This is a genomic window from Microbacterium sp. M3, from assembly GCF_033548675.1.
Lineage (GTDB): Bacteria > Actinomycetota > Actinomycetes > Actinomycetales > Microbacteriaceae > Microbacterium > Microbacterium arthrosphaerae.
Genome location: NZ_JAWTZT010000003.1, coordinates 226140 through 252734 on the forward strand (window position 1 = coordinate 226140; position 26595 = coordinate 252734).

29 protein-coding genes and 1 riboswitch are annotated in these 26595 nt (G+C 72.5%); of the genes, 15 read left to right on the forward strand and 14 right to left on the reverse strand.

Features of this window, described 5'->3' with window-relative positions; translation table 11 throughout:
- The first annotated feature begins 147 nt into the window (after nucleotides 1-147).
- Together R8Z57_RS10820 and R8Z57_RS10825 are read left to right on the forward strand one after the other, a co-directional pair.
- A complete protein-coding gene (locus R8Z57_RS10820) occupies nucleotides 148-486 on the forward strand; it encodes an ATP-dependent DNA ligase (RefSeq protein WP_318353774.1) in 339 nt (112 codons plus the stop codon).
- A gap of 111 nt (nucleotides 487-597) precedes the next feature.
- The gene (locus R8Z57_RS10825; protein ID WP_318353775.1) at nucleotides 598-861 is read left to right on the forward strand and encodes a hypothetical protein; all 264 of its coding nucleotides are present in this window, start codon (nucleotides 598-600) and stop codon (nucleotides 859-861) included.
- Between the two features lie 59 nt (nucleotides 862-920).
- On the opposite strand, the gene R8Z57_RS10830 is transcribed toward R8Z57_RS10825, so the two are convergent.
- The 7 genes from R8Z57_RS10830 to R8Z57_RS10860 form a co-directional block, all read right to left on the reverse strand.
- The gene (locus R8Z57_RS10830) at nucleotides 921-1910 is read right to left on the reverse strand and encodes a cation diffusion facilitator family transporter (protein ID WP_318353776.1); all 990 of its coding nucleotides are present in this window, start codon (nucleotides 1908-1910) and stop codon (nucleotides 921-923) included.
- Nucleotides 1907-2377, reverse strand: a complete 471-nt coding sequence (locus R8Z57_RS10835; protein ID WP_318353777.1) for a hypothetical protein — start codon at nucleotides 2375-2377, stop codon at nucleotides 1907-1909. The genes R8Z57_RS10830 and R8Z57_RS10835 overlap by 4 nt, the downstream gene beginning before the upstream one ends.
- An 88-nt stretch (nucleotides 2378-2465) precedes the next feature.
- A complete protein-coding gene (locus R8Z57_RS10840) occupies nucleotides 2466-4121 on the reverse strand; it encodes a SulP family inorganic anion transporter (protein WP_318353778.1) in 1656 nt (551 codons plus the stop codon).
- Nucleotides 4122-4282: 161 nt separating this feature from the next.
- Entirely contained in the window at nucleotides 4283-4603 is a 321-nt protein-coding gene (locus R8Z57_RS10845) for a multidrug efflux SMR transporter (RefSeq protein WP_318353779.1), read from the reverse strand.
- Between the two features lie 9 nt (nucleotides 4604-4612).
- Nucleotides 4613-4677: riboswitch (guanidine-III (ykkC-III) riboswitch) on the reverse strand.
- 50 nt (nucleotides 4678-4727) lie between these two features.
- Nucleotides 4728-5630, reverse strand: coding sequence for a type II CAAX endopeptidase family protein (locus R8Z57_RS10850; RefSeq protein WP_318353780.1), 903 nt, complete (start codon nucleotides 5628-5630; stop codon nucleotides 4728-4730).
- Nucleotides 5631-5671: 41 nt separating this feature from the next.
- Nucleotides 5672-6412, reverse strand: coding sequence for a tRNA (guanosine(46)-N7)-methyltransferase TrmB (trmB, locus tag R8Z57_RS10855; protein WP_318353781.1), 741 nt, complete (start codon nucleotides 6410-6412; stop codon nucleotides 5672-5674).
- 211 nt (nucleotides 6413-6623) lie between these two features.
- Nucleotides 6624-7466 (reverse strand): DUF3097 domain-containing protein, encoded by an 843-nt coding sequence (locus R8Z57_RS10860; RefSeq protein ID WP_318353782.1) that lies wholly within the window; start codon nucleotides 7464-7466, stop codon nucleotides 6624-6626.
- A 260-nt stretch (nucleotides 7467-7726) separates the two neighbouring features.
- Between R8Z57_RS10860 and R8Z57_RS10865 the strand changes: the two genes are divergently transcribed.
- From R8Z57_RS10865 to R8Z57_RS10880, 4 genes are all read left to right on the forward strand, one after another.
- Nucleotides 7727-9778, forward strand: a complete 2052-nt coding sequence (locus tag R8Z57_RS10865; RefSeq protein WP_318353783.1) for a TPM domain-containing protein — start codon at nucleotides 7727-7729, stop codon at nucleotides 9776-9778.
- Nucleotides 9779-9871: 93 nt separating this feature from the next.
- A complete protein-coding gene (locus R8Z57_RS10870; protein ID WP_318353784.1) occupies nucleotides 9872-10612 on the forward strand; it encodes a PspA/IM30 family protein in 741 nt (246 codons plus the stop codon).
- Between the two features lie 232 nt (nucleotides 10613-10844).
- Entirely contained in the window at nucleotides 10845-11678 is an 834-nt protein-coding gene (locus tag R8Z57_RS10875; RefSeq protein WP_318353785.1) for an arginase family protein, read from the forward strand.
- A complete protein-coding gene (locus R8Z57_RS10880; protein ID WP_318353786.1) occupies nucleotides 11675-12133 on the forward strand; it encodes a Fe-S oxidoreductase in 459 nt (152 codons plus the stop codon). Before R8Z57_RS10875 ends, R8Z57_RS10880 begins: the two co-directional genes overlap by 4 nt.
- Before the next feature lie 34 nt (nucleotides 12134-12167).
- Here R8Z57_RS10880 and R8Z57_RS10885 read toward each other — a convergent pair whose 3' ends face one another.
- The 3 genes from R8Z57_RS10885 to R8Z57_RS10895 form a co-directional block, all read right to left on the reverse strand.
- Nucleotides 12168-12644: an SIP domain-containing protein gene (locus R8Z57_RS10885; protein WP_318353787.1), complete on the reverse strand. Its 477-nt coding sequence runs from the start codon at nucleotides 12642-12644 to the stop codon at nucleotides 12168-12170.
- 103 nt (nucleotides 12645-12747) lie between these two features.
- The gene (locus tag R8Z57_RS10890) at nucleotides 12748-13443 is read right to left on the reverse strand and encodes a tyrosine-protein phosphatase (protein ID WP_378723262.1); all 696 of its coding nucleotides are present in this window, start codon (nucleotides 13441-13443) and stop codon (nucleotides 12748-12750) included.
- A 74-nt stretch (nucleotides 13444-13517) separates the two neighbouring features.
- A complete protein-coding gene (locus R8Z57_RS10895; protein WP_318353789.1) occupies nucleotides 13518-14024 on the reverse strand; it encodes a carboxymuconolactone decarboxylase family protein in 507 nt (168 codons plus the stop codon).
- 66 nt (nucleotides 14025-14090) lie between these two features.
- On the opposite strand from R8Z57_RS10895, the gene R8Z57_RS10900 reads away from it, so the two are divergent.
- The 8 genes from R8Z57_RS10900 to R8Z57_RS10935 all read left to right on the forward strand — a co-directional run bounded on the left by R8Z57_RS10900 (nucleotide 14091) and on the right by R8Z57_RS10935 (nucleotide 22043).
- The gene (locus tag R8Z57_RS10900; RefSeq protein WP_318353790.1) at nucleotides 14091-15101 is read left to right on the forward strand and encodes an alpha/beta hydrolase; all 1011 of its coding nucleotides are present in this window, start codon (nucleotides 14091-14093) and stop codon (nucleotides 15099-15101) included.
- Between the two features lie 158 nt (nucleotides 15102-15259).
- Nucleotides 15260-16768, forward strand: a complete 1509-nt coding sequence (locus R8Z57_RS10905; RefSeq protein ID WP_318353791.1) for an ABC transporter substrate-binding protein — start codon at nucleotides 15260-15262, stop codon at nucleotides 16766-16768.
- Nucleotides 16765-17715, forward strand: a complete 951-nt coding sequence (locus tag R8Z57_RS10910; protein WP_318353792.1) for an ABC transporter permease — start codon at nucleotides 16765-16767, stop codon at nucleotides 17713-17715. The genes R8Z57_RS10905 and R8Z57_RS10910 overlap by 4 nt, the downstream gene beginning before the upstream one ends.
- On the forward strand, nucleotides 17712-18674 hold the full coding sequence (locus tag R8Z57_RS10915) for an ABC transporter permease (protein WP_318353793.1): 963 nt from the start codon (nucleotides 17712-17714) through the stop codon (nucleotides 18672-18674). The genes R8Z57_RS10910 and R8Z57_RS10915 overlap by 4 nt, the downstream gene beginning before the upstream one ends.
- Before the next feature lie 136 nt (nucleotides 18675-18810).
- Complete coding sequence (locus R8Z57_RS10920) at nucleotides 18811-19641, forward strand: ABC transporter ATP-binding protein (RefSeq protein ID WP_318353794.1); 831 nt, start codon at nucleotides 18811-18813, stop codon at nucleotides 19639-19641.
- Nucleotides 19638-20435: an ABC transporter ATP-binding protein gene (locus R8Z57_RS10925; protein WP_318353795.1), complete on the forward strand. Its 798-nt coding sequence runs from the start codon at nucleotides 19638-19640 to the stop codon at nucleotides 20433-20435. Before R8Z57_RS10920 ends, R8Z57_RS10925 begins: the two co-directional genes overlap by 4 nt.
- Nucleotides 20436-20605: 170 nt before the next feature.
- Nucleotides 20606-21682 carry a M4 family metallopeptidase gene (locus R8Z57_RS10930; protein WP_318353796.1) on the forward strand — a complete coding sequence of 359 codons (1077 nt, stop codon included), beginning with the start codon at nucleotides 20606-20608 and terminating at the stop codon, nucleotides 21680-21682.
- On the forward strand, nucleotides 21660-22043 hold the full coding sequence (locus R8Z57_RS10935) for a protealysin inhibitor emfourin (protein ID WP_318353797.1): 384 nt from the start codon (nucleotides 21660-21662) through the stop codon (nucleotides 22041-22043). Before R8Z57_RS10930 ends, R8Z57_RS10935 begins: the two co-directional genes overlap by 23 nt.
- A 23-nt stretch (nucleotides 22044-22066) precedes the next feature.
- Here R8Z57_RS10935 and R8Z57_RS10940 read toward each other — a convergent pair whose 3' ends face one another.
- Genes R8Z57_RS10940 through R8Z57_RS10955 form a run of 4 tightly spaced genes read right to left on the reverse strand, consistent with a single transcriptional unit; the run spans nucleotide 22067 to nucleotide 25097 of the window.
- Nucleotides 22067-22711 carry a GNAT family N-acetyltransferase gene (locus R8Z57_RS10940; protein ID WP_318353798.1) on the reverse strand — a complete coding sequence of 215 codons (645 nt, stop codon included), beginning with the start codon at nucleotides 22709-22711 and terminating at the stop codon, nucleotides 22067-22069.
- Between the two features lie 10 nt (nucleotides 22712-22721).
- Entirely contained in the window at nucleotides 22722-23441 is a 720-nt protein-coding gene (locus tag R8Z57_RS10945; protein WP_318353799.1) for a uracil-DNA glycosylase, read from the reverse strand.
- A 1-nt stretch (nucleotide 23442) separates the two neighbouring features.
- Complete coding sequence (locus R8Z57_RS10950; RefSeq protein WP_318353800.1) at nucleotides 23443-24312, reverse strand: metal-dependent hydrolase; 870 nt, start codon at nucleotides 24310-24312, stop codon at nucleotides 23443-23445.
- A complete protein-coding gene (locus R8Z57_RS10955; protein WP_318353801.1) occupies nucleotides 24309-25097 on the reverse strand; it encodes an SDR family oxidoreductase in 789 nt (262 codons plus the stop codon). Before R8Z57_RS10955 ends, R8Z57_RS10950 begins: the two co-directional genes overlap by 4 nt.
- Before the next feature lie 128 nt (nucleotides 25098-25225).
- Here R8Z57_RS10955 and R8Z57_RS10960 point away from each other — a divergent pair, with 128 nt between their 5' ends.
- Nucleotides 25226-26548: a bifunctional o-acetylhomoserine/o-acetylserine sulfhydrylase gene (locus R8Z57_RS10960; protein WP_318353802.1), complete on the forward strand. Its 1323-nt coding sequence runs from the start codon at nucleotides 25226-25228 to the stop codon at nucleotides 26546-26548.
- The last annotated feature ends 47 nt before the right edge of the window (nucleotides 26549-26595 follow it).

Here is a 26595-nt window from a genome sequence, read left to right on the forward strand (position 1 = left end):
CTCGCTGACGCGTCGAGACGACTCAGCACGGAAGGGGGATACCGGACGGGCTCGCGATGGAGGACCATCGAAGACGGAGCTGGCCGGCGTCGCACCCGAGAACCCCCCTCGCACGTCGGGCGCCGGCAGACTCTCCGGAGGCCCGGCATGGGCAAGCTGATCTACGAAGGAACGGTCAAGGTCGACTTCGACGACCGCACGCTCGCGCACCTGCAGCTCGTGATCGGAACCAAACTGCGTCGCAATGAGCCCTTCCACTTCACCTGGCGGGACGATGCCAGCATCGGCGACGGCCGCACCACGATCTGGGTGCATCCGCGCTGCTCGCTGGTGTACAAGTTCTACGGCAGTCGCCGACCGCAGCTGAACCCGGCATGGATCGACGCCCTCGCGTACACCGCCAACTCTCCTGCCGGCCTGTACCTGGTGCCCGAGCCGGCCGTCCCGGTGAACATCGGACCCGAGGAGCACGACCTCGGGGGCTGAGCGACCCGAGCGGCGACGGAGGCACCCACCGCCGCGCCGCGTTGTCAAGACGCTTCGCGGTCGCCGCACGGAGGCGATGGGATCGGTCATCGATCTGGATCGGAGCGGCACATGAAGCGCATCGACATCTTCTACGGCGGCGAGCACTACAGCGTCGGCGGACGCCGGCTGGACGACCTCCGTCAGGAGATCGAGACCGGCCTGACGTCGGGGCTCCACTGGCTCGAGGTCAACGACGGCGAGGGCATGATGCGGGCGGCGTACCTGCTCCTGACACCGGGCGTGCCGTGCGCGATCGTCCCGGTTCCGGGCGATGACTCCGCGGAGACGTCCGAGGCGGTGTGGCTGCCGGACGGGCCGCCGGCCGAACGGTGACCCGCGCACCGGCTCGGCTGTCGACGGGCGCAGGCGTCGGGGCAGGCGTCGGGCGGGCGTCAGGCGTCGCGGCGGTCGGCGCGCGCCCTGGCGGGCTCGGCCTCGTCGGGAAGCGCGCGCGTCGGGATGACGACGACGTCCTGCACCTTCCAGTCCAGCGCCGCCACGGCCTCCCGTGCCTCCTCGATGTCGTCGAGGCCGATCTCGTCGCCCGTCGGGACGACGAACACCTCGACGTGGAAGACCTGCCCCATGTCGCGCATGCGCACCGCGCTCTCGCGCACCCAGCCGAACTCGTCGACGCGATTGGCGACACGGGCGATCAGCGGGTGCGGCCGGGCGTCGTCCTCCGTGCGCGCCCGCTGGTCGATCAGGTCGCGCACGGCGGCGCGGGAGTTGCGCCAGCCGTCCCAGATGATTCCGATCGAGATGAACAGCGCCGCCGCACCGTCCAGCCACCACAGCCCGATGCCGACGCCCAGGACCCCGACGATCGACGCGACGGTGGAGGTCCAGTCGGCCTTGGCCATGTCGGCATCCGCGTACAGCACCTTGTTGTGCAGCCGGGGCGCGAGTTTCGCCTTGGCGTGCCCGTAGAAGAACGGCCCGATGACAACCAGGCTCATCACGCCCACCATGAACCAGCCCAGCCAGATCGTCTGCCCTAAGAGGTTCACGGTGCCGATCGACGGGTGCTCCGCGCGCACGAGTCCGCTGATGGCCTCGTAGGCGAGGTTGCCGCCGACGGCGAACAGCGCCACCCCGGCGACGAGGTGGCCCACTCCCATCACGCGGTGGAGGCCGAAGGGGAAGGCCCGGGTGGGCGGGCGCCGGATGAAGAGCAGCGCGACGAGGAACGAGATCTGCGGGATCAGTGACAGCATGTCTTCGATCCACGCGGTCTTCATCGCCTGCGAGCCGCCGACGACGAGCGCGATCAGCCCGATCGTGACGATCGTGTAGCCGATGGTGAACCACTCCCAGCGGATCGCGCTGCGCAGCGCCTGCTGCTGGGCAGCCGGCAGATCGGTGCGTCCCAGCGTCTTCACGGCGCGACCTCGCGATCGAGGTATGTCTCGAGGTCGGCCTGCCAGGCGTTCTCCCCCAGCGGCACGAGCAGGACCACGGGGCCGTGAGCGCCGGGAACGCCTTCGTACGCCCGCGTCACCGAGACCCGCTGCGACCACGGCGTGGCATCCGTCATGCCGCCGATCGCGAGGTCGAGGTCTCCCGATTCCAGCGCGTCGACGAGGTCCTCCTCGCTGCCGACCGTCCACGTGACGCGCGCGTCGACCGAGTCGGCGAACCCCTCGACGAGGTCGGCGAGGGAGCCTCCGACGTCCGACCCGTCGACGGTCACGAGTTCACCCGACGGAGACGCGCCGGCACGCAGCTCGCCGCCGCGCACGCGATCGAGCGTGCCCTGCGGGTCGCTGGGAATGGTGATGCCGCATCCGGTCACCGACAGCGCGATCACCAGCAGGGCCACGCTGCTCGCGCGTCGCCACCGCCTCATGCCTCGAGTCTGCCCCGCTGCCGTGCCGCGGGCGAACGCCTTGACCCTCTCGTGCGGCCCTGCTAGCCCCGCGGGGCGTGCCGCGGGGTCAGGCGTTCCCGCGAGCCGGTGCCGCGAGCGCGGCGACGGCGGCGCGGTTCGTCTCGAACACCTGCTGATCCGTCAGCAGTCCGAGCTGCACGAGCCGATCGCGCGTCTCGGGGCGCATGCGACTGAACGCGAGGTCGATGCCCTCGCCGTCGAGCCAGGCCTCGAGGGTCTCGAACGCCTCGGCCCCGGTGACATCGACGTCGGTGACCGCTTCCATGTCGAGGACCACGTGGTGCACCTGCTCGTCGGCGGAGGTGACGGCGCGCTTGACGGCGGCGGTGAACACCGTGCCGTTGGCGAAGAAGAGCGGCGCCGCCAGACGGACGACGACCATGCCGGGCGCCGTGGTGCTGCCGGCGGGCGCGTCGGCCAGCAGCGACCGCTTCGGATCGCCGTCCGCCGCGAGCACGTCGATGGCGGGGTTGGCCGCGCGCTGGGCGAGATTGATGAGCGCCAGGACGAAGGCGACCAGGATGCCCGGGATCGCCCCCACGAAGAGGGTGACGAGGAAGCAGACCGCGCCTACGGCGAACTCGAACCGGTCCTGCCGCCACAGCTCACGGAACTCGCGGATGCCGAGCAGCGGCAGGATCGCGACCCCGACGACCGCGCCGATGGCGGGCGACGGGATGTCGGCGAGGAGCGCGGTGCCGAACAGCAGGAGCAGCAGCGTGCCGGCGGCGAGGACCAGCGAGGGCAGCTGCGTGCGCGAGCCCGACTGGTCCATGGCGGCGGTGCGCGAGGTCGAGGAGCCCATCGCGAACGATCCCTGCGCTCCGGCGGCGATGTTGCCCAGCCCGAACGCGAGGAGGTCGCGGTTCGCGCGGAACGGGTAGCCGTGCTTCTCGGCGTACGACCGCGAGACCAGAAGTCCCTCGGCGGTGGTGACGAGGGTGAGGGCGATCGCCGACGGCACGAGAGCGAGCCACAGCGACCAGTCGATGACGGGCCACGTGAACGAGGGCGCTCCGGCGGGCACCTCGCCGAGGACGTCGACGCCCTTGTCGTCGAGGCCGGCGACGACCACCGCGACCGTCGACACGATGAGCACCACGAGGGCCCACGGGATCCGCGGCAGGAAGGCGCGCCCGAGCAGCAGCACGGCCACCGATGCGGCCGCGACGGCGAGCGACCACGCGTTGAACGTGTCCATGCCCAGGACGAGATCGGAGACCTTCTCCACGAACTCGCCGCCCGAGTCGATCTTCACCCCGAGCATCTTGGCGATCTGGCTCACCATGATGTCGAGCGCGAGCCCGCCGACGAAGCCGACGAGGATGGGCTTCGACAGGAAGTTCGCGAGGAAGCCGAGCTTGAACACCGCCATCAGCACGAACAGGATGCCGCTGATGATGGCCTGCGCGAGCGCCAGCGTGGCATAGTCCGCACTGCCCGCCGCCGCGAGCCCGCCGATCGAGGAGGCCACGAGAGCGGCGGCCGCGGCATCCGGCGACGCCACGAGCTGACGCGACGACACCACGAGCGCGTAGACGATCGTCGGCACGATCAGCGCGTAGAGGCCGGCGGTGGGCGGCAGCCCGGCGATCTGGGCGTAGCCGATGTTGAGCGGGATCGCGATCGCGAGGAGCGTGACGCCGGCGGTGAGCTCGGTGACGAGGTTGCGCGGGGTCAGCCCGGCGAGAGGTCGCTGCATTCCGGCTCCTGGATCGATGGCGCGGTCACGTCCACCTTGGCACGCGAGTGCCCGCGAGGCAGGGGCGAGCCTCATGCGATCCGCACGAAAACCGCCGCCCGGCATACTCCGCGACCGTCGGCGTGGCGGAGGACGGATGCCGCGGCATCCGTCCTCCAGGATCACTCGTGGCCGACGAGCTTCAGCCCGACGACGCAGCCGACGAGGCCGAGGATCAGCAGCAGCTTCACGATCGAGAAGGCCTCCGCGCCCGTGATCATGGCGTACGCGACGGTCAGCGAGGCGCCGATCCCGACCCACACGGCGTACGCGGTGCCGGTCGAGATGTCGCGCATCGCCCACGCCAGCCCGCCCATGCTCGCGACGAGCGCGACGCCGAACACGACCGTCGGCCAGAGCTTCGTGAAGCCCTCGGACTTGCCGAGCGCGGTCGCCCAGACGGCTTCGAGGACGCCCGAGACGATGAGGATGACCCACGACATGACTGTTCTCCTGGCCAGTCTTGTCGCGTACCGGGTACTGATCCGTCGTCCGGGGATCCGGGTGGGATCCGTGTGCCACCTTACCCGCTCCGCCTGTTCACCGCCCGTGCGGCGCAGCGCCCGTTCAGACGAAGAAGAGCCCGTCGAGCACGCCCGGGTTGTGCGCGTGGACCAGCACCAGGAAGACCACGGCGTCGAAGAGCAGATGCACCGTGACGACGTACGCGAGCGAGCGCGTCCGCATGAAGATGTACCCCATGAGCAGCGCGAACGGGATCGTGAGCAGCGGCCCCCACGCCTGGTAGCCCAGCTCCCACAGGAACGACACGAACACGACCGCCTGCAGCACGTTCGCCTGCCAGAACGGGAAGTGGCGGCGCAGCAGCGCGAAGCACGTGCAGATGAAGAACAGCTCGTCCCAGATGCCGACGGCGCCCACCCCCACGAACAGCCGCGCGATGAGGTCCGGCGTGTCGACGACGGGCCAGTTGAGGTAGACCCCCGAGGTGATGAAGTAGAACGGCAGGATCAGCCAGCCGAGCACCAGCACCGCGATGAGCCAGGCCCACTGGAAACGGGTCCACCGTCCACCGCCGCGCCAGGGGAAGCGGATCGCCCGGTCGCGGTACACCCAGCGCGACAGCACGTACGGCACGGCCACCGCACCGCCGAGCGCGAGCCCGAAGCGGAGGATCGCGACGTTGTCGAGCTCGGCCTTCAACGGGATCGCGCTCACGATGAGCAGCCCCACGGCGATGAGCGAGAGATCGCGCAGCAGCGAGGGTCGACGGATGCCGGAGCCGCCGTCCGCCGGCAGCCCGCTGCGAGCGGGGGTCGCGGCATCCGTCCTCTCCGTCAGCAGCGCGGTCGCGAGCCCCGCCGCGAGCAGCACCCACCCGAGCCACGGGACGCGGACGACGAAGAACGCCGGCGCCGCCAGGCACACCAGGAGCGCCGGCGCCAGCCGCCACGACCAGGCGGGCAGAGCGGGAGCGGCCGCGGCGTCGGCGTCGGTCTGTGCGGGCATGCGGGGGCGGCTCCTCGGGTCGGGTGCGGGTGGCGTCGCTGCTACGTCCGCGCGATGCGCCGGTACGAGAGGTCGCGGATGTCGCGGCCGACCCGCGCGCCCTTGCGCTCGAACGCGGTGAGCACGCGGCCGTCGAAGCGCGGCGCCCACTCCCCCTCGAACGTCGCCTCGAAGTCGGGCGCCGACGACATGACCTCGCGCATCTGCAGCGCGTAGTCCTCCCAGTCGGTGGCCAGGCGCAGCATCCCGCCGTCCTTCAGGGCCGTCGCGGCGAGGGCGGCGAAGCCGGGAACGACGAGGCGCCGCTTCGTGTGCTTCTTCTTGTGCCACGGGTCGGGGAAGAACACCCACAGCTCGTCGACGGATGCCGGGGGCACCAGGTGCTGCAGCACCTCGGGCGCGTTCGCCTCGACCAGGCGCAGGTTGCGCGCCCCGGCGCGGTCGGCGTCGAGCATCGTACGGGCCAGGCCCGCGCGGAACACCTCGATGGCGAGGAAGTCGGTGTCGGGATGCGACGTCGCGGCGTGCACGATGGCGTGACCCTGGCCCGAGCCGATCTCGACGACGAGGGGCGCGTCGCGCCCCCACACCGCCGCCGGGTCGATCGCCGATCCCGGCAGGACGCTCGTCGCGGCGACGTCGCGGGGCGCGGCGATCACGTACTGCGGGGCGAGCTCGGTCCAGGCGCGCTCCTGCGCCTCCGACATCCGCCCACTCCGGCGCACGAACGACACCGGGGTCTCACGGAAGGTGCGGGCGTCGGGCGCGGCGGGATTCGTCACCCCTCCAGGCTACCCAGGGCCGCGGGACCTCCCGTCGCCGGTCGGCCCGTGCCGTCCGTGCCGTCCGTGCCGTCCGTGCCGTCCGTGCCGTCGTCTCCGCGAGAGTACAGCTGGTCGCCGAGGTGCGGGGTGCTTCCCTACCTCTCGTCCACCAGCTGTACTCTCGCGGTCCGAGCAGGGGCAGGAGTCGCCGGTGCGGTGGGATGCGGGGCTACTGCGGGACCGTGACGAAGTCGATGAGCTCCTCGACGCGGCCGAGGAAGGCGGGCTCGAGGTCGCGGTAGCTCTTCACCGATGCCAGGATGCGCTGCCACGCCCGGGCGAGGTCGGCCTGGTCGCGCGCGGGCCAGCCGAGCGCGCGGCACACGCCCACCTTGAACTCGATTCCGCGCGGCACCTCGGGCCACCGCTCGATGCCGACGGCGCGCGGCGTGACGCACTGCCACACGTCGATCCAGGGGTGCCCGACGATGAGCACGTGTGCACCGTGGCGCCCGCGGGCGACGGCGTCGGCGATGCGCGACTCCTTCGATCCGGGCACGAGGTGGTCCACCAGCACGCCGTAGCGGCGGCCGGCCGAGGGCGGCTCCTCGTCGAGCACGGCGTCGAGCAGGTCGATGCCCTGGAGGTACTCCACGACGACGCCCTCGGCGCGGAGGTCGTCGCCCCACACCCGCTCGACGAGCTCGGCGTCGTGCCGGCCTTCGACGAGGATGCGGCTGGCGCGCGCGACGCGGGCGCGGGTGTCGGCCGCGGCGAACGAGCCCGATGCCGTGCGCTTCGGGCCCGTCGTCGCCGGCGCCGCAGACGGCGGCCCCAGCACGACGTCGCGCCCGTCGATGAGGAAGCCCGGTCCGAGGGGGAACATGCGCCGGCGGCCGAGGCGGTCCTCGAGCTCGACCAGGCCGCCCGACACCCCGACGACGGCGCCGCAGAAGCCGTCGTCGGCTACTTCCACCACCAGATCGCGGGATGCCGCGACCCGGGGCAGCTCGCGCACCCCGTGACCCTTCCAGCCCGTGGCCAGCACATCGGCGCCGTAGCGATCGTCCATGGTCCTCCTCCGGATCGGCCAGGCTACCCGCCGGCCCGCGCCTCGGCCGGCAGCGACCCGCGCCCGCGCCCGACCAGCCGCGCACAGCGGCGGGTCGCGGCATCCGTCCTCCACGTCATTCCCGTTGAGTTGGCGGCGGGGTCGGCGCGGCCGTACGTTCTCGGCGAACACACATGCGGCGCGGGGGCCGTGGGCTATCGTCGTATCCCCGCGGCTGAATAGACTCGCCGCAGGGGAACCCGAGTCCCGGAGGGGGATCGATGCGACTGCGATGGGCTGCAGCGCTGGCGGCCGCGGCGGTGATCGCGGCCACGTCGCTGGGCGGGTCCGCGGCGCTGGCCACACCTCCGGTCGCCCTCGATTCGGACTACGTCCTCGACGACGCCGACGTCCTGTCGAACGCGCAGGAGGCCCAGGCGCAGCAGCGCCTCGAGCAGCTCAAGTCCGACACCGGCCTCGACCTGTGGGTCGCGTACGTCGATACCTTCACCGATCCGTCCGATGCCACCGAATGGACGTACCAGACCGCCGACGACAACGGTCTCGGCCCGACCCAGTACCTGCTCGCCGTCGCCGTCGACGGCCGCCAGTTCTACCTGTGGGGCGACGCCACCGGTCCGCTGAGCGACGAGCAGCTCGCGGCCATCGAGCAGCAGCAGATCCAGCCCGCGCTCTCGCAGGACGACTGGCTGGGAGCGGTGGATGCCGCAGCCACCGGCATCACCGACGCCGAGGGTGGCGGGTCGGGCGCCGGCGACGCGGGTTCGTCCGGAGGGGCGTCGTGGTTCACCTGGGTGCTCGTGGTCGTCGCCGTCGGCGTGGCCGTGCTGCTCCTCGTGGTGTTCCTGCGTCGCCGCAAGCGCGGCGCGGTGCCGAGCGGGCCCGCCGGCCCCCCGCAGCCGAGCATCGAAGAGCTCGAGCGTCGTGCGGCGTCGCTGCTGGTCGAGACCGACGACGCGCTGAAGACCAGCGCGCAGGAGCTCGGCTTCGCCAAGGCGCAGTTCGGGGATGCCGCGACCGCCGAGTTCGAGGCGGCGCTCGCGACCGCGCGGCAGAGCCTCGACGAGGCCTTCGGGCTCAAGCAGCGGCTCGACGACGCCGAGCCCGACAGCGAGCAGGACACCCGCGCGTGGAACGAGCGCATCATCGCGCTGTGCGAGACCTCCAACGCGCTGCTCGACGAGAAGGCGGCGGCCTTCGACGAGCTGCGCAAGCTCGAGCAGAACGCCCCCGAGGCGCTCGCACGCGTGCAGGACGAGCGGGCCAAGGCCGCGGCCGCCCTCGACCAGGCGACGGCGCGGCTGCAGAGCCTGCGCGCGGCGTACGCGCCGGAGGCCCTGGCCACCGTCGCCGACAACCCCGAGCAGGCGCGCGAGCGCCTCGCGTTCGCCGACGAGCAGCTGACCGCCGCGCAGGCCGCGATCGGCGCAGGAGAGGGCGGCGAGGCGGCCGTCGGCATCCGGGCGGCCGAGGAGGCCGTCGGGCAGGCCGCGCTCCTCGAGAACGCCATCGACAAGCTCGCCGCCGATCTCGCCGAGGGCGAGCGCAGCGCGGCCGCCCTCGTGACCGAGCTCGAGAGCGACCTCGCGATCGCGGCGACGCTGCCCGATGCCGACGGGCGCGTGGCCGGCGTCATCGCCGCGACCCGGCAGCAGCTCGACGCGGCCCGCACGCAGCTCACCGGCACCGCCAAGCGTCCGCTCGCGGCGCTCCAGAGCCTCGAGGCGGCGAACTCGCAGATCGACACCCTCGTGCAGGGCGTGCGGGATGCCGAGGCCCAGGCGCAGCGGGCACGGCAGATGGTCGGCCAGGTCATCATGCAGGCGCAGGCCCAGGTCTCGGCGGCCGAGGACTACATCACCGCCCGCCGCGGCGCCGTCGGCGCCGAGGCGCGCACGCGGCTCGCCGAGGCGGGCGCCTCGCTCGCCCGGGCGCAGGCGCTGCAGTCGGGCGACCCGCAGCAGGCGATGCAGCACGCGCAGCGCGCGGATCAGCTCGCGGGCCTGTCGATCCAGCTGGCGCAGAACGACGTGGGCGCCTTCGGCGGCGGCATGGGCGGGATGGGCGGCATGTTCGGCGGCGGCGGCCAGGGCGGGCAGTCGGGCGGCGGCATGCTCGGCGCCGTGCTCGGCGGCATCGTCCTCAACTCGGTGCTGGGCGGCGGTCGCTCGTCCGGCGGCCTCGGCGGGGGCATGGGCGGCGGCCTCGGCGGCATGCTCGGCGGCGGCGGGCGCTCCTCGGGCGGCGGATTCCGGCCGGGCAGCTTCGGCGGCGGCGGCACCCGCATGCGCCGAGGGGGTGGCCGCTTCTGACCCCGCACCGGCCGGGCCGTCCGCACGCGGCGGACGCGGCATCCGGAATCACTCGATCTCGTCAGCACTGAAGTCCAACCGGAAGGAAATCCCATGGCGAAGCAGTCCATCTTCGGTCGCATCTCGACCCTCATGAAGGCGAACATCAACGCGCTCCTCGACTCGGCCGAGGACCCGCAGAAGATGCTCGACCAGCTCGTGCGCGACTACACCAACTCGATCGCCGACGCCGAGTCGGCCATCGCCGAGACCATCGGCAACCTGCGTCTGCTCGAGCGCGACCACCAGGAAGACATCCAGGCCGCCTCGGAGTGGGGCAACAAGGCCCTCGCCGCGAGCCGCAAGGCCGACGAGCTGCGCCAGGTCGGCAACACCACCGACGCCGACAAGTTCGACAACCTCGCCAAGATCGCGCTGCAGCGCCAGATCAGCGAGGAGAACGAGGCCAAGGCGATCGCGCCGACCATCGCCGCGCAGAACGAGGTCGTCGCCAAGCTCAAGGACGGCCTCAACGGCATGAAGCAGAAGCTGGAGCAGCTGAAGGCCAAGCGCGCCGAGCTGCTCTCGCGCGCCAAGGTCGCCGAGGCCCAGAACAAGGTGCACGACGCCGTCAAGTCGATCGACGTGCTCGACCCGACCAGCGAGCTCGGCCGCTTCGAAGACAAGGTGCGTCGCCAGGAGGCGCTCGCGGCCGGCAAGCAGGAGCTCGCCGCGTCGTCGCTGGACGCGCAGTTCAACGCCCTCGAGGACGTCGGCGAGCTCACCGAGGTCGAGGCGCGTCTGGCCGCGCTGAAGTCCGGTGCGACGCCGCAGCAGGCCGCGATCGAGCACTGAGCCAGACGCTCACGACGAAGGCGCCGGGTCCGCGAGGATCCGGCGCCTTCGTCTCGTTCTCGGCCTCCGCGCCCGCGCCCGCCCCCGAGCCCCCGCCCATCGACATCGCACCGTCTCGGCGAGACTCCACGTCGTCGGCGCCAGGGACGTGGCGTCTCGCCGGGATTGTGGCGTCTCGACGGCGTAGGAGGGACGGATGCCGCGGCAGCCGCGGGTGCGGGAAGATGAGGGGATGACGCGCTATCTCGTGGTCCCGCAGTGGCAGGGGAGCCCGTCCTCCCGCGCGATGCAGCTCATCGACGGCGCCCAGGCGATCGCTGGAGACCTGCCGCGGGCGGCCACCACGATGCTGGACGTCCCGATGGAGGCCGGCGAGTCGCTCGGCAGCGGCATCCATCGCCTCAGCTCGCTGGTGCGGGTGCGCGGCATGATCGCCGAGGCCCTCGACGCCCACGCGGCGGTCGCACCCGACGAGGCGGTGCTCACCATCGGCGGCGACTGCGGCATCGCTCTCGCGCCGATCGCGCACGCCGCCCGTCGCTCGCCCGGGCTGGCGGTGGTGTGGATCGACGCGCACCCCGACCTCAACTCGCCCGAGTCATCGCCCTCGGGCGCGTTCGCGGGCATGGCGCTGCGCGCGGTGATCGGCGACGGCTGGCACGGGCTGTCACTCGACGGCGCGGTGGCCGCCGACCGCGTGATCGTGGGCGGCGCCCGGTCGTTCGACGATCCGGAGCTCGACATCATCTCGGCGCACGGCATCACCGCGCTCACCGTCGACGCTCTGCGCGACCCCGATGCCCTCGCCGACGCCGTGGCCGCGACCGGAGCCGACGCCGTCTACGTCCACGTCGACATCGACGCGCTCGATCCGGCCGAGATCGCCGGCAACGCGCATCCCGAGCCGTTCGGCGTCACGGTGGCCGAGCTCACGGCCGCCCTCGGGCGGCTGCGCCAGCGCGTGCCGCTGGTCGGGGCATCCCTCGCCGGCTACTCCCCCGCGTCGCTCGCCGCCGCCACCGACGATCTCGGCGCGATCCTGCGTGTCATCGGGGCGCTCGCGTGAGCCCCATCCCGAGGCCGCCCGCCGGGTGGCGCGCCGCGGCCGAACGAGCGGTGGTCCGCGGCCGCCGCGTCGACGCGCGCATCCCGGGGTTCCTGCTCGACTCCCCCGTCAGCCGCGTCGGGTACTGGTACGGGTGCGCGGTCGGGTGGGTGTGGGGCTCGCTGTGGAGCACCGGGCGCGTCGAGCGGCGCGAGGGCCTGTGGGTGTTCCGCGGCATGCCGGGGTGGACGTTCCCGCGCGGCGGCTCGTGCGTGGGCGGCTGCTTCCTCACCGGCGACGGCCGCCTCACCGACGCGCTGCTGCGCCACGAGGCGGTGCACAAGCGGCAGTGGCAGCGGTACGGGCTGCTGATGCCCGTGCTGTACCTCTTCGCCGGTCGCGACCCGCTGCGCAACCGGTTCGAGATCGAGGCCGGTCTCGAAGACGGCAACTACGTGCCGCGCGGCGCGGCGTGACGCCCTGCGTCGCCTGGGCTTCGCCCGTCCGGGCTCAGCGCGCGGTCGTGAGTCCGTACTGCGCAGGGGTGTGGATCGCGTCCGCGCGGATGCCGAGCGCCACCAGGTGGTCGACGATGTCGGCCGTGCCGAGGTAGCCGCCGAGGAGGTGGATGCGCGTCTGGTCGTCCTCGGCGCACAGCATCTCGTCGGCCCAGGCGGTGACGGCGCGCGTGAGCGCTTCGCCCGATCCGCATCCACGGCCGGTGCCGGGGGCGCCCGAGCGCTGCGAGCGGTCGAGCCACGTCACCACCATGCGGCTCGGGGCGGCGATCTCGGCCAGCCACGAGGCATCCGGGATCTCGATGAACACGCGACCGGTCGAGCAGATCGGCAGCGTCGCGAGCATCGCCTCGAGCTCGGCCAGCGACGACTCGTCGGCCGTGATGAGGTGCTGCACGCGCGTGTGACGCGACGAACGGCACGCCGACGCGTTGTGCGCGACGGCCGGGGACTCGGTGGTGTGCGACATGACGCCTCCACTATACCGCCGTGGGAAGGGTTGCCTAACCTCAGCGCAACGGACGGCAACAGTGGAGGCGGTCGACCACCGGACGATGACGGATGCCGGGACCTCAGCTCTCGCGCTGCACCAGCACCCGACGCAGCTCGGCGATCTCGTCGTCGGCGAGGCCGTGCGCGCGAAGGTACCCGTCTGCCGACCCGTAGCGCCGCGCGACGTCGTCCAGGAGCGCGCGCATGACCGGCGCCGGCGAGCGGGTGGCGAGGTCCTCGAGATGGACGGCGTCAGGATGCATCGAGCGCAGCACCTCGACGATGCGGCGGTTGCGGCGCGGCGGGAGCAGACCCTCGGTGCGCGCGTAGTCGCCGATCACCGCGTCGGCATCGACGCCGGCCGCCGCGAGGGTGAGCGCGATCGTCACGCCGGTGCGGTCCTTGCCGACGGTGCAGTGCACGAGGACGGGCTGATCGGCGAGGATGCCGCGGACCACCGCGACGACCCCTTCGGCCGAGTCGTCCACCAGCTGCCGGTACATCTCGTCGAGACTGAGGTCGTCGCGGAAGAACGACTCCACCGACCCGAGGAACAGCGGCACGCGCTGGGTGACGACATCGAGCCCGGCGATGCGGCTCGGCTCGCGCTGCACCTCGTCGTCGGCGCGCAGGTCGATGATGCGGCGCAGTCGCAGGTCGGCCAGCGCGCGCGTGCCCTGCTCGTCGAGCCGCGCGAGATTGCCCGACCGGAACAGCACGCGGTAGCGCGTCGCGGCCGAGCCGGCGCGCAAGCCGCCCACGTCGCGGAGATTCATCGCCCCCGGCACGACGGGATCGGCCGGCCGCTCGGGATCGGAGGATGCCCAGGCCGGCGCGCCGGGGCGCTCGGTCACCACGCGGCGCCCGCGGCGGCGTCCTTGTCTTCGCCGTCGAGGTCGTCGCGCGGCGGCACGCTGTAGCGGCCCGCGATGGCGATGCGGTTGAAGGCGCTGATCGAGACGAGGATCCAGCTGAGCGCCACGTACTCCTTCTCGCTGAGCACGCTCCCCACCCGGTCGTACACGTCGTCGGGCACGCCGTCGTCGTGGATGAAGACATGCGCCTCGGCGAGCTCGAGGCCCGCGCGCTCCCGCTCGGAGAACACCCCGGAGTCGCGCCACACCGGAACCTGTGCGATCACGTCAGCCGTCACCCCGGCGGCGACCGCGCGCTCGACGTGCACGCGCACGCAGTAGGCGCAGCCGTTCAGCTGCGAGGCGTGGATCTGCACCAGCTCCTTGAGCCGGTCGTCGACGCCGCTCTGGGCCGCGATGTCGCCGACGGTCTTCGAGAAGGCCGAGAGGGCCTGGTAGGCGGGACGCGCCGCCCGCGACAGGTGGACGCGGTGTTCTGCCATGACGCCAGACTATCGACGGCGGACGGGCGCCGGGCCGGCCTCCCCGGTCTGCGGCACAATGAGCGGGTGAGCGACCCCATCGACGAGTTCTCGTTCCTTCCCGAGCAGGCCGCCGAGGCCGGCATCGAGGCCACCCCGCCCCGCGGCGAGCGCCTGGTGCTTCCCCTGCCGGGCGGCCGCACGCTGAGCGCGCTGCGCTACTCCCCCGCCGACGCGCCGGCGGCCCCGCCCCTCGTGACGTTCCTGCACGGCGCCGGCCTCAACGCCCACACGTGGGACACCACGATCCTCGCGCTCGGGCTGCCGGCGCTCGCGATCGATCTTCCCGGGCACGGCGACTCGTCGTGGCGCGACGATCTCGCCTACGTCGGGCGCGTGCTGGCACCCGACGTCGCCGCCGGCATGGACGCGTGGACCGACGCCCCGCAGCTGCTGGTCGGGCAGTCGCTGGGCGGCCTGACCGCAGCCGCTGTCGCGGCGTCGCGGCCGGACCTGGTGCGCGAGCTCGTCGTCATCGACATCACGCCCGGCGTCGACGCGAGCGCCGGTCCGAGCCAGATTCGCGACTTCTTCGCGGGGCCCGTGGACTGGGCCTCGCGCGACGAGCTGGTCGACCGGGCGATCGCGTTCAGACTCGGCGGCGGCACGCGGCGCAAGGTCGAGCGCGGCGTGTACTTCAACTCCCGGGTCCGGCCCGACGGCCGGGTCGAGTGGAAGCACCACTTCGCGCACCTCGCGAACGCGGCCTCCGCGGCGGCCGCCGCGGAGGCTGAGCCCGAGTCCGCGAACGGGCCCGCGCCGGCGGCACCTCACCCGCCGGCGTCGCCGCCCGTCGACGGGCCCGACGCCGTGGCCGCGGTCCTCGGAGAATCGGGCTGGGAGGATCTCGCGGCCGTCGCCGCGCCGACGACGCTCATCCGCGGCGACCGCGGCTACGTCACGGAGGCGGATGCCGAGGAGTTCCTGCGGCGCGTGCCCGCGGCATCCGTCGTCACCGTGTCTTCCGGCCACAACGTGCAGGAGGAGATCCCGCTCGAGCTCGGCGGCCGACTGCGCACGCAGGCTGAGAACGCCTGATCCGGCGAGGCGGCGGGAAGGCTTAACGCTTCTGTTGCGTTCCGGGTACCGGATCGCCGCGCCCCATCGCGATTTCCCTAGGCTGGGAGGCGCACCGGCGTCGCCTGATCACGCCGCCGCTGCCGCACAGCACACGGGACCCTCCCGAAAGGACCTTCATGCTCCGCCGCTCCGCCCTCGCCGCCGCGCTCGTCGCGGGACTGCTCACTCTCACCGCCTGCGGCGGCGGGGGTGGCGACGCCGCGCCCACGCCCACCGGTGAGCCCGACCCGGACGCCTCGGTGGCGATCCGGCTGGTGCTGGAGCCCGGCAATCTCGACATCCGCGAGACGGCGGGCTCGGCGCTCGACCAGATCCTGGTCGACAACATCTACCAGGGACTCGTCGCGCGCACCCCGGAGCAGGACATCGTGCCGGCCCTTGCGAGCGACTGGACGGTCTCCCCGGACGGCCTGACGTACACGTTCACGCTGCGCGAGGACGTCACCTTCCACGACGGGCAGCCGCTCACCCCGCAGGACGTCGTCTGGTCGCTGACGACGCGGCGCGACTCGCCCGAGTGGCGCGACTCCGCGCGCCTGGCGAACGTCACGTCGATCACCGCCGACGGCCAGGACGTCGTGCTCGCCCTCAGCGAGCCGGACTCGAGCCTGCTGTGGAACCTCACCGGCCGCGCCGGCATCGTGCTCAAGGAAGGCGACACCGTCGACTATCAGACCGCCGCGAACGGCACGGGACCGTTCGTGCTGGACGACTGGCGCCAGGGCGACAGCATCACCTTCCTGCGCAACGACGCGTACTGGGGCGACCCGGCCGGGGTCGCCGAGGTGGTGTTCGACTACATCCCCGACAACCAGGCCGCGATGAACGCGGCGCTCGCCGGTGAGATCGACGTGCTGACGGGGTTCGATGCGAACCTCAAGGAGCAGATCGAGGCCGACGGCGACTTCGCGCTCGTGCTCGGCCAGTCCACCGACAAGGGCACGCTCGCGTTCAACCAGGCGCCGGGCAGCCCGCTCGAAGACAAGCGCGTGCGCCAGGCCATCCGGCAGGCGATCGACCACGACGCGATCATCGAGGCCCTCGCCTCCGGCCAGACCCAGTACGGTCCGATCCCCGAGCTCGACCCGGGCTATGAGGACCTCTCCGACGTCGCGCCGTACGACCCCGAGGCGGCCAGGGAGCTGCTGAAGGAGGCCGACGCGGAAGACCTCGAGCTGACGCTCACGATCCCCAACTTCTACTCGACGACGATCCCGCAGATCCTCGTGTCGGACCTCGACGAGGTGGGCATCACGCTGGAGGTCGACTCGGTCGATTTCTCGACGTGGCTCACCGACGTCTACACCAACCGGGACTACGACCTCAGCTTCGTGCTGCACACGGAGGCGCGCGACTTCGAGAACTGGGCGAACCCCGACTACTACTTCACCTACGACAACCCCGAGGTGCAGGAGCTCTACGCGCAGTCGCTCGCGGCGACCGACGAGTCCGAGGCCGCCGACCTGCTCGCGCAGGCCGCGCGCATCGTCGCCGAGGACCACGCCGCAGACTGGCTCTACAACGGCGCCTCGGTCGTCGCGGTCGGGTCTCACATCACGGGTATGCCCTCGATCAACGTGAACGAGCGCCTCGATCTCGCCGAGATCGGCAAACTGGACGGGTGATCCGGTACGCGCTGACCCGATTCGCCCTGCTGCTGCTCGGGCTTCTCGTCGCCAGCGTGCTCATCTTCCTCACCCTCCGGGTCCTCCCCGGCGACATCGCGGGGCTCATCGCGGGCGTCGGGTCGACCCCCGAGCAGCAGGACGCGATCCGTGAGCGGCTGGGCCTGGACCAGCCGCTCACGGCGCAGTACCTCGCGTGGATCGGCGGGCTCTTCCGGGGCGACCTCGGCACCTCACTGCTGACGGGCACGAGCGTCGTGGAGGAGCTCGCCCAGAAGGCCGAGGTGACCGTGCCGCTCGGCATCCTCGCGCTGCTGATCGCCGTCGTCATCAGCGTGCCCCTCGGCGTGCTGTCGGCGATGCGCCGCGGCCGGGCTTCGGGCACCGGCCTCAGCGTCGGCGCGCAGGCGCTCGCGGCCGTGCCGGTCGTCTGGGCGGGGATGATGCTCGTGGTCATCTTCGCCGTGTGGCTCGGCTGGCTGCCGGCGCAGGGGTTCCCGCGCTCGGGGTGGGACGATCCCTGGGCGGCCCTGCGCTCGCTGATCCTCCCCGCGCTCACCATCGGGATCGTCGAGGGCGCGATGCTGCTGCGGTTCGTGCGCAGCGCGACGCTGCAGGCGGTCGGTCAGGACTTCGTGCGCACGGCCGCCGCGAAGGGTCTCACCCGCGACCAGGCGCTCATCCGCCATGGCCTCCCCGTCGTCGGGCTCTCGGTCATCACGGTGCTCGGGCTGCAGGTGGCGGGCATCATCGTCGGCGCCGTCGTGATCGAGCAGCTGTTCTCGCTCCCGGGCATCGGGCGCATGCTCGTGGCCGACGTCGCCGCGCGGGATCTGCCCAAGGTGCAGGGCGAACTGCTCGCCCTCACCGGGTTCGTGCTCATCGTCGGCTTCGTCGTCGACCTGGTGCACCGCGCGATCGACCCTCGGCAGCGGGAGGCGTCATGAGCCGTTCCACAGGCCGGGCCACGGGCGCGCAGACGGATGCCGCGACCGCGGCGCCGTCCGCGTCACGGCGTCGCTCGCGCTGGGGGTGGCTGCGCCGACTGTGGGCGCTGTCGACCGGGCGCTTCGGGCTCATCGTGGTCGCGGTCGTCTGCCTCACCGCGCTCGTCTCCCGCTTCTGGACGCCGTTCGACCCCCGCAAGGTCGACATCGCGAACCGCTGGGCGCTGCCGGGCTGGCCCCACCTGCTGGGAACCGACGGCTCGGGTCGCGACATCCTGAGCCTGCTCATGGCCGGGGCGCGCACCACCGTCTTCGTCGCCGTCGGCGCCGGGGTCATCGCAACCGTGATCGGCATCGCCCTGGCAGCGCTCGGGGCGCTCACCGCACGGTGGGTGCGCGAGTCGGTCGCCGTGTTCGTCGACATCCTGATCGCGTTCCCGGTGCTGATCATCGCGATGATGATCTCGGCGGTCTGGGGCGGCTCGCTCTGGGTCGTGATCTGGGCCGTCGGGATCGGCTTCGGCGTCAACATCGCGCGCGTCACCCGCCCCGAGCTGCGGCGCGTGCTGCACAGCGACTTCGTGCTCGCGGGGAGGGCGTCGGGGCTCACGCCGGCGCAGAACCTCTGGCGCCACCTGCTCCCGAACGTCGCGCCGGTGTTCATCGTGCAGCTCTCGTGGGGCATGGCCGTCGCCGTGCTCGCCGAGGCGGGCCTGTCGTACCTCGGCTTCGGGGCGCCCGTCACGGAGCCCTCGTGGGGGCTGCTGCTCGCGCAGCTGCAGCAGTTCATCGGCGTGCACCCGCTGTCGGTGGTGTGGCCGGGCCTCGCCATCACGCTGACGGTGCTCGGTCTCAACCTCCTCGGCGACGCGCTGCGCGAGGTCACCGATCCGACGCTGTCGCGCAGCCCGTTCGCGACGCGCAGAGCGCGCCTTCACATCCCCGAGGTCGTCTCGTGAGCGGCCGCGCCGCGCTGCGGGATTCAGCCTGCGCGTCCCGGCGGCCGCCCGGCTGCTCCGGCATTCCGCGGAACACCGACGTGCCGCCGCCGGCGCAGACTGAATCCGGCAGGCCGGGCACGGCGGAGGGAGCGCGATGAGCCTCGAGGTGGAGGACCTCACGGTCGAGATCGCCGGTCGCCGCGTCGTCGACGGCGTCTCGTTCGCCGTGCCCGACGGCGCGCGCCTCGGGCTGATCGGGGAGTCGGGCTCGGGCAAGTCCCTGACGGCGCTCGCCGTTCTCGGCCTGCTGCCCGACGGAGCCACGGCGACGGGCAGCGTCCACTGGAACGGGCGGGAGATCCTCGGACTGCCGGATCGTGAGCTCGCCGCCCTCCGTGGCGACGAGATCGGCATCGTGTTCCAGGAGCCGCGGACAGCCCTCAACCCCATCCGCACGGTCGGCCGCCAGATCGCGGAGTCCATCCGCATCCACGAAGGGCTGTCGAAACGGGATGCCGCGACCCGCGCCGTCGCGGAGGCTCGGCGCGTCGCCCTGCCCGATCCCGAGCGCATCGTGGCGCGCTACCCCCACCAGCTCTCGGGCGGCCAGCGGCAGCGCGTGGCGATCGCGATGGCGCTCGCCTGCCGGCCCCGGCTGCTCATCGCCGACGAGCCCACCACGGCGCTGGACGTGACGATCCAGGCCGAGATCCTCGACCTGCTGCTCTCGCTCGCGCGGGACGACGGCATGTCGCTGGTCTTCATCACGCACGACCTCGCGGTGCTGTCGCGGATCGCGACGGACGGTGTGGTGCTCGAGCACGGCCGCGTGGTGGAGGCGGCGCCGGTCGCGCAGCTGCTCTCGGCTCCGGCATCCGTCGTCACACGCGAGCTGCTTCGCGACGCCACCGCGACGCTCTGGCGGCCGGAGGGGCGGACGGAGCAGCCCGACGCCTGGGGCGGGACGGCGGGAGGCACGGCATGACCACGCTGATCCGCGCGCGCGGGCTGACGCGCCGCTACCCGGTGCCGAAGACGGGGCTGTTCGAGCGGCGCAGCTTCACGACCGGACTCGAGGACGCCGACCTCGATGTGCGCGAGGGCTCGGCCGTCGGGATCATCGGCGAGTCGGGCTCGGGCAAGTCCACGCTCGTCCGGCTGCTGCTCGCGCTCGACACGCCCTCCTCCGGAACGGTCGAGTTCGACGGGCGCCCCGTCGACGCGACGGCGTCCGCGCGATCGCTGCACTGGCTGCGCCGGCAGACGGGGATCGTCTTCCAGGACCCCTACGCCTCGCTCGACCCGCGCATGAGCGTCGGGCGCATCGTGGGCGAGCCGCTGTGGGCGCTGGGGGTCGAGGGCGACCGCCGGGCCCGCGTGCGCGAGGTGCTCGAGGACGTCGGGCTCGAGGCCGGCATGGCCGACCGCTTCCCGCATGAGTTCTCGGGCGGGCAGCGGCAGCGCATCGCACTCGCGCGGGCGCTCGTGCACCGGCCGCGCCTGCTCGTCGGCGACGAACCGCTCTCGGCGCTGGACGTGACGGTGCGCGCGCAGATCCTCGAGCTGCTCGGCGAGGTGCGGGCACGCGACGGGCTCACGCTCGTGCTGGTCTCGCACGACATCGGCGTGGTGCAGAACCTCTGCGACGAGGTCGTCGTCATGAAGGACGGACGCATCGTCGAGGAAGGTCCGACCGAGAAGGTGCTGCTGCAGCCCCAGGTGGCCTACACGCGCCGGCTGCTGGCATCCATCCCCGTCATCGACGCCGGCTCGTCCTGACGGCCGCCGCCCATGGCCGCTGGTCGGCCGCGTCCTCCTCTCCCGCGCGGACCCGCCGTTCGCTCGCCAGATGTCGGCGCTCCCGGCCGCGATCCGCGTACACCGGTGCGAACGAACGCGGGTGTGGCGCGGCGAAGGGCGGCGTCGGCGGTCGCCGCTAGGTTCGGAGCATGGCCGCCGCCCCCGGAATCGTCCCCCCGTACCTCCTCGCCCGCATCGCCGCCGTGCAGGAGGAGGGCTGGGCGCGCGCGGCGGAGGCCGCCCGCTCGACGCTCGCCGCCCCGCGCGAGTACCGGCCGGCGCGGTCCCGCCTGCGACTGTCGATCCAGGAGCCCGGGACGCTGGTCGCGGAGGCCACGCCCGCGCCCGACCGCGAGATCTCCGACGCGCAGCAGCGCGAAGTGCTGCCGGGTGTGCGTGTGCGCGGCGAGGACGACCCGGCGTCGGGCGACGCCTCGGTCGACGAGGCCTACGACGGGCTCGGCGCGACCTACGACTTCTGGTGGGATGCCTACGCGCGCGACAGCGTCGACGGTTCAGGCGGCTCGCTGCTGGCGACGGTGCACTACGGCCGTGACTACGACAACGCCTTCTGGAACGGCGAGCGCATGGTCTTCGGCGACGGCGACGGCGAGGTCTTCCGCGGTTTCACCCGTTCGCTGAGCGTCATCGCGCACGAGCTCGCCCACGGCGTGATCGAAGACGAGGGCGGGCTGCTGTACCGCGGACAGTCCGGTGCGCTCAACGAGTCGGTCGCCGACGTCTTCGGCGCCCTCGCCGAGCAGCACCGCGAGGGGCAGACCGTCGATGAGGCGAGCTGGCTCATCGGGGAGGGCATCTTCACCGATGCCGTCGAGGGCACGGCCCTGCGTTCGCTCGCGGCGCCGGGCACGGCGTACGACGACGATGTGCTCGGCAATGACCCGCAGCCCGCGCACATGCGCGACTACGTCGAGACCCGTGACGACAACGGCGGGGTGCACATCAACTCGGGCATCCCCAATCACGCCTTCTACCTCACGGCCAAGGCGCTGGGCGGTCACGCGTGGGAGCGTGCCGGGCTCATCTGGTACCGGGCGCTCACCTCGGGCGCGCTGCCGTCGACGGCCGACTTCACGACCTTCGCCCGCGCCACCCTGGCCGCGGCCGCCGCGGAGTACGGTGAGGAGTCGGAGGAGGTCGACGCCGTCCGCGCGGGGTGGACGGGCGTCGGCGTGATCACCGATGACGGAGAAGCCGAGTCCTGACCCGACGGACGCGCCGCCCGCGGTCGAGGTGGACGTCGCGCGCACTGGCGGCATCGCCGGCATGACGCGGCGATGGTCGGCGCAGCCGCCCGAGGCCGAGGCATCGGAGTGGATCTCGCTCATCGACCGCTGCCCCTGGGACGACGGCGGCACGGCGCGCTCGGCAGACGACGCCCTCGAGCGCGAGCGGTCACCGGTGCCCGACGGATTCGTGTGGTGGATCCGGGCGACCTGGTCGGGTACCGACGTCCGTGAGGCGGAGCTCCCCGACCAGGAGGTGGTCGGGGCATGGCGCGACCTCGTCGACGCCGTGCGGGAGTGGAGCAGCCACCCCACGGAAGCGAAGCGCGCAGGCACCTGACTCATAGCCGCGCAGCCGGCGACTCAGCGGCCGAAGAGGCTCTTCTTCGCCGCGCCGGCCTTCTTGCCGCGGCCGGCGCCCTTCACCGGGTTGAGCGACTTCTGGAGGTAGATCGTCCCCAGCCACCGGCCGAACTTGAACCCCACCCGGCCCATGCGGCCGACCTCGACGAAGCCCAGCCGCTCGTGCAGGGCGATCGAGCCCTCGGCGCCCTTGTCGCTGATCACCGCGACCATCTGCCGGATGCCGGCCTGCTCGGAGGCCTCGATCAGCGCCTCCAGGAGCGCCCGGCCGAGGCCCTTCCCGGTGGCCGCCTGCCCGAGGTAGATGGAGTTCTCGACCGAGAAGCGGTACGCCGACTTGCTCGACATCGGCTGGACGAGGGCGTAGCCGAGGATCTGCCCCGACGGCGACTCGGCGACCAGGAAGGGCAGCCCCTGCTTCGCGAGACCGTCTCTCTTCTTGCGCCACTGCGCGACCGACCAGGTGTCTTCGTCGAAGGTCACGACCGAGTTCGTCACGTAGTAGTTGTAGATCTCGCGGATGTCGGGGATGTCGCGATCCTCGATGGGTCGGATCGTGTACGAGAACGGTCGCTCCGGCTCGGGCTGACGCTGCAGGTGCCGAGGCAGCCGGCGGCGGTCCTTGTCGTATTCCTCCTCGAGCATGCAGTCCTCCTCAGACAGCCGTGCTGCGCGCCGCCGCGTCGGCGGGCAGCCGCCAGTCGACGGGTTCGGCGCCTTGACGGGCGAGCAGATCGTTGGCGCCCGAGAACGGCCGCGAGCCGAAGAAGCCGCGACTGGCCGACAGGGGCGACGGATGCGGCGACTCCACGATCGGCGTGTCGCCGAGGAGCGGGCGCAGGTTCGCGGCATCCCTCCCCCACAGGATCGCCACGAGCGGCCGGTCGCGGGCGACGAGCGTGCGGATGGCGTGCTCGGTGACCTTCTCCCACCCCCAGCCGCGATGGGATGCCGGCGCCCCCGGCGCGACCGTGAGCACGCGGTTGAGCAGCATGACGCCCTGGTCGCTCCACGCGGACAGGTCGCCGTGCGCGGCGCGGGGGATGCCGAGATCGGCCTCGAGCTCCTGGTAGATGTTCGCGAGGCTCCGCGGGAGCGGACGCACGTGCGCGTCCACCGCGAACGACAGGCCGATGGGATGCCCGGGCGTCGGGTACGGGTCCTGACCGACGATGAGCACCCTCACGTCGGCGAGCGGGCGCTGGAACGCGCGCAGGACGCGGTCGCCGGCCGGGAGGTACCCGCGCCCCGCGGCGACCTCGGCGCGGAGGCGATCACCGAGGGCGGCGATGTCGGGGGCGACGGGCGCGAGGGCGTCCGACCAGGCGGGGTCGATGAGCCCTGCCTCGGCGAGCTCAGGCAGCGTCATGGGCATGTCAGGCACGTTCCGCCGTCGTGGTCATGACGAGCTCGAGGCCGCCCTCCACCGGGGTCACCGCGAACGACACCGACGCCGCCGCCAGTTCGCCGAGCGAGGTCAGATGCGTGCCGCCGCAGGGGATGCGCACCTCCGCCCCGGCGAGCTCGCACACCCAGGCGCGGCGGTCGGCGAGCGCGTCGCCGTCGCGGTCGATGCGCACGGCGCCGCCGGCGGCGATCCACTCGGCGAGCTGGGCGTCCACCCGGGCGGCGACGCCCTCGACGTCGTCGAGCGCGGCGGGGTCGAAGCCCTTGCGGCGCAGCGACTTGCCGATGCGGTACACGTCGCGCGAGCCGTCGGGCAGGATCCTCGACTCCTCGATGGCGAGCGCGTCGAAGGCCGGCGCACCGAGCGCGTCGACGGGCGTCTCCTTGCGCCAGGCGCCCGCGAGCGCGGCGTCGAGGGCGAGCGAGGCGAGATGGCACGCGGTATGCCCGGCCGACAGCGCGGTGCGGTACGCGGCATCCACCGTCACCTCCGCGGCGTCGCCCTCGCTGACCGGCGCAGCGGCGTCGACGACGTGGGCCACCACGAACGTCCACCCCTCGGTGCCGGTGCGCACCGGGACATCGGGACCGAGCAGCAGCGGGCCGCCGTCGGTGGCTCCGACGACCGCGTCGAGCACGTCGTGCTCCGCGCCGTTCACCCGCAGCGTGCCGCGGTCCGCGGGCTGATCGGGCCACGCGGTGTCGACCGGGTGGAACGCCGTGCGATCGAGCACCACGGCGAGGCGTCCGTCGCCCACATCCGCGACGTGCACCACCGTGCCGCGCGACGCCGTCGCGCCGCCCGGGTAGTCGACGACGGTGCCGCTCGCGGGGATCACTCGAGCTCCGAGCCGCGCGGACGCAGCGGTCCGCGCGTGAGCAGGTACTGGGCCGACTGGGCGACCGGGCGCATCGTGACGAGGTCGAGGTTGACGTGGCCGGGCGCGTTGAGCGCGTAGGCGATGACGTCGGCGACGTCGTCGGCCGACAGCGGGTCGACGACGCCCTCGTACACCCGCTCCGCCGCGACGCTGTCGCCCCCGAGGCGGTTGAGCGTGAACTCGGGCGTCTGCACCATGCCCGGCGCGATCTCGACCACGCGGATGGGCTCGCCGTTGAGCTCGAGGCGCAGCGCATGCGCCAGCATCGCCTCGCCGGCCTTCGCGGCGTTGTAGCCGGCGCCCCCGGCGTACGCGCTCTGCGCGGCGGTCGAGGTGACGAAGAGGGTGTCGGCGTGACCGTCGGATGCCGCGGCCCGGCGCAGCTGCGGCAGCAGCGCCGCCACGAGACGCTGGGCCGAGAGCACATTGACCTCGAACATCCACTGCCAGTCGTCGACCCGGCCGTCCTCGACGCGATCGGTGCCGCGCGCGCCGCCGGCGACGTGCACCAGCGCGTGCACCGGGCCGGAATCGGCGAGGAAGTCCGCCAGGGCCCGGACGTCGGCATCCGTCGTCAGATCGGCGGCGAAGGCGACCGCCCCCGTCTCGGCCTCGAGCGCGGCCAGCCGATCGGCGCGCCGCGCGACCCCTACGACATCCCAGCCGGTCGCGCGGAGCGCGCGGACCGCGGCCTCCCCGATCCCCGAGCTCGCACCCGTCACCACTGCACGTCTGTTCGCCATGCCTCCACGCTACCCATCACCGCGTTACGTCACATTTCCGCCGCGTTGTTGACAAGAAGCCGATGTCCGTACTGTCGATTCCGGCTGGGGGGCACGCTCCCGGCATCCCGATCCCGCAGGAGCAGGCCATGTCCGCACCCGAGAACTGGCGTTTCGAGACCAAGCAGATCCACTCGGGGGCCCAGCCCGACCCGGTGACGAAGGCTCGCGCGACACCGATCTACCAGACCACGTCGTACGTCTTCGACAACGCCGACCACGCGGCGAACCTCTTCGCGCTGGCCGAGTTCGGCAACATCTACACGCGCATCCAGAACCCCACGCAGGCGGTCGTCGAAGAGCGTCTCGCGGCGCTCGAGGGCGGCACCGGCGCTCTCCTCCTCGCGAGCGGCCAGGCCGCGGCGACCTTCGCCGTGCTGAACATCGCGGAGGCCGGCGACCACATCGTGTCGTCCAGCTCGATCTACGGCGGCACCTACAACCTGTTCAAGTACACGCTCGCCAAGCTCGGCATCGAGGTCACGTTCGTCGAGAACCAGGACGACCTCGAGGAGTGGCGCCGGGCGGTGCGGCCGAACTCCAAGCTGTTCTTCGCCGAGACGATCGGCAACCCGAAGATCAACGTGCTCGACATCCGCGGCGTCGCCGACGTCGCACACGAGAACGGCCTGCCGCTCATCGTCGACAACACGATCGCGACGCCGTACCTCATCAAGCCGTTCGAGCACGGGGCCGACATCGTCGTGCACTCCGCGACGAAGTTCCTCGGCGGGCACGGCACCACCATCGGCGGCGTCATCGTCGACGGCGGAAAGTTCGAGTGGTCGAAGAACGTCGACAAGTTCCCCGGCCTCACCGTCCCCGACCCGTCGTACCACGGCGCGTCGTACACGGCCGCCGTGGGCGACGGTCTCGCGTACATCATCAAGGCGCGCGTGCAGCTGCTCCGCGACCTCGGCTCGGCCATCGCCCCCAACAGCGCCTGGCTGCTCATCCAGGGCATCGAGACGCTGTCGTTGCGCGTCGAGCGCCACGTGCAGAACGCGCAGGAGATCGCCGAGTGGCTCGAGGACCACTCCGACGTCGCGTCGGTGAACTACTCGGGACTCCCCACCTCGCCCTGGTACGCCGCGGCCAACAACTACGCGCCGAAGGGCGTCGGCGCGGTTCTGTCGTTCGAGCTCAAGGGCGGCGTCGAGGCGGGCCGCGCGTTCGTCAACTCGCTGACCCTCTTCAGCCACCTCGCCAACATCGGCGACGTGCGCTCGCTCGTCATCCACCCGGCGTCGACGACCCACTCGCAGCTCACTCCCGAGCAGCAGCTCACCGCCGGCGTGACGCCGGGCCTGGTGCGCCTCTCGGTGGGTCTCGAGAACATCGAAGACCTCAAGGCCGACCTCGAGCAGGCGCTCGCGGCGGCCCGGCGCGTGTCGGAGGCCGCCCGCGCCTGATCGTCCTCCTCCTCGGGCGTGGGGATGCCGCCGCCGGGCGCACGGCG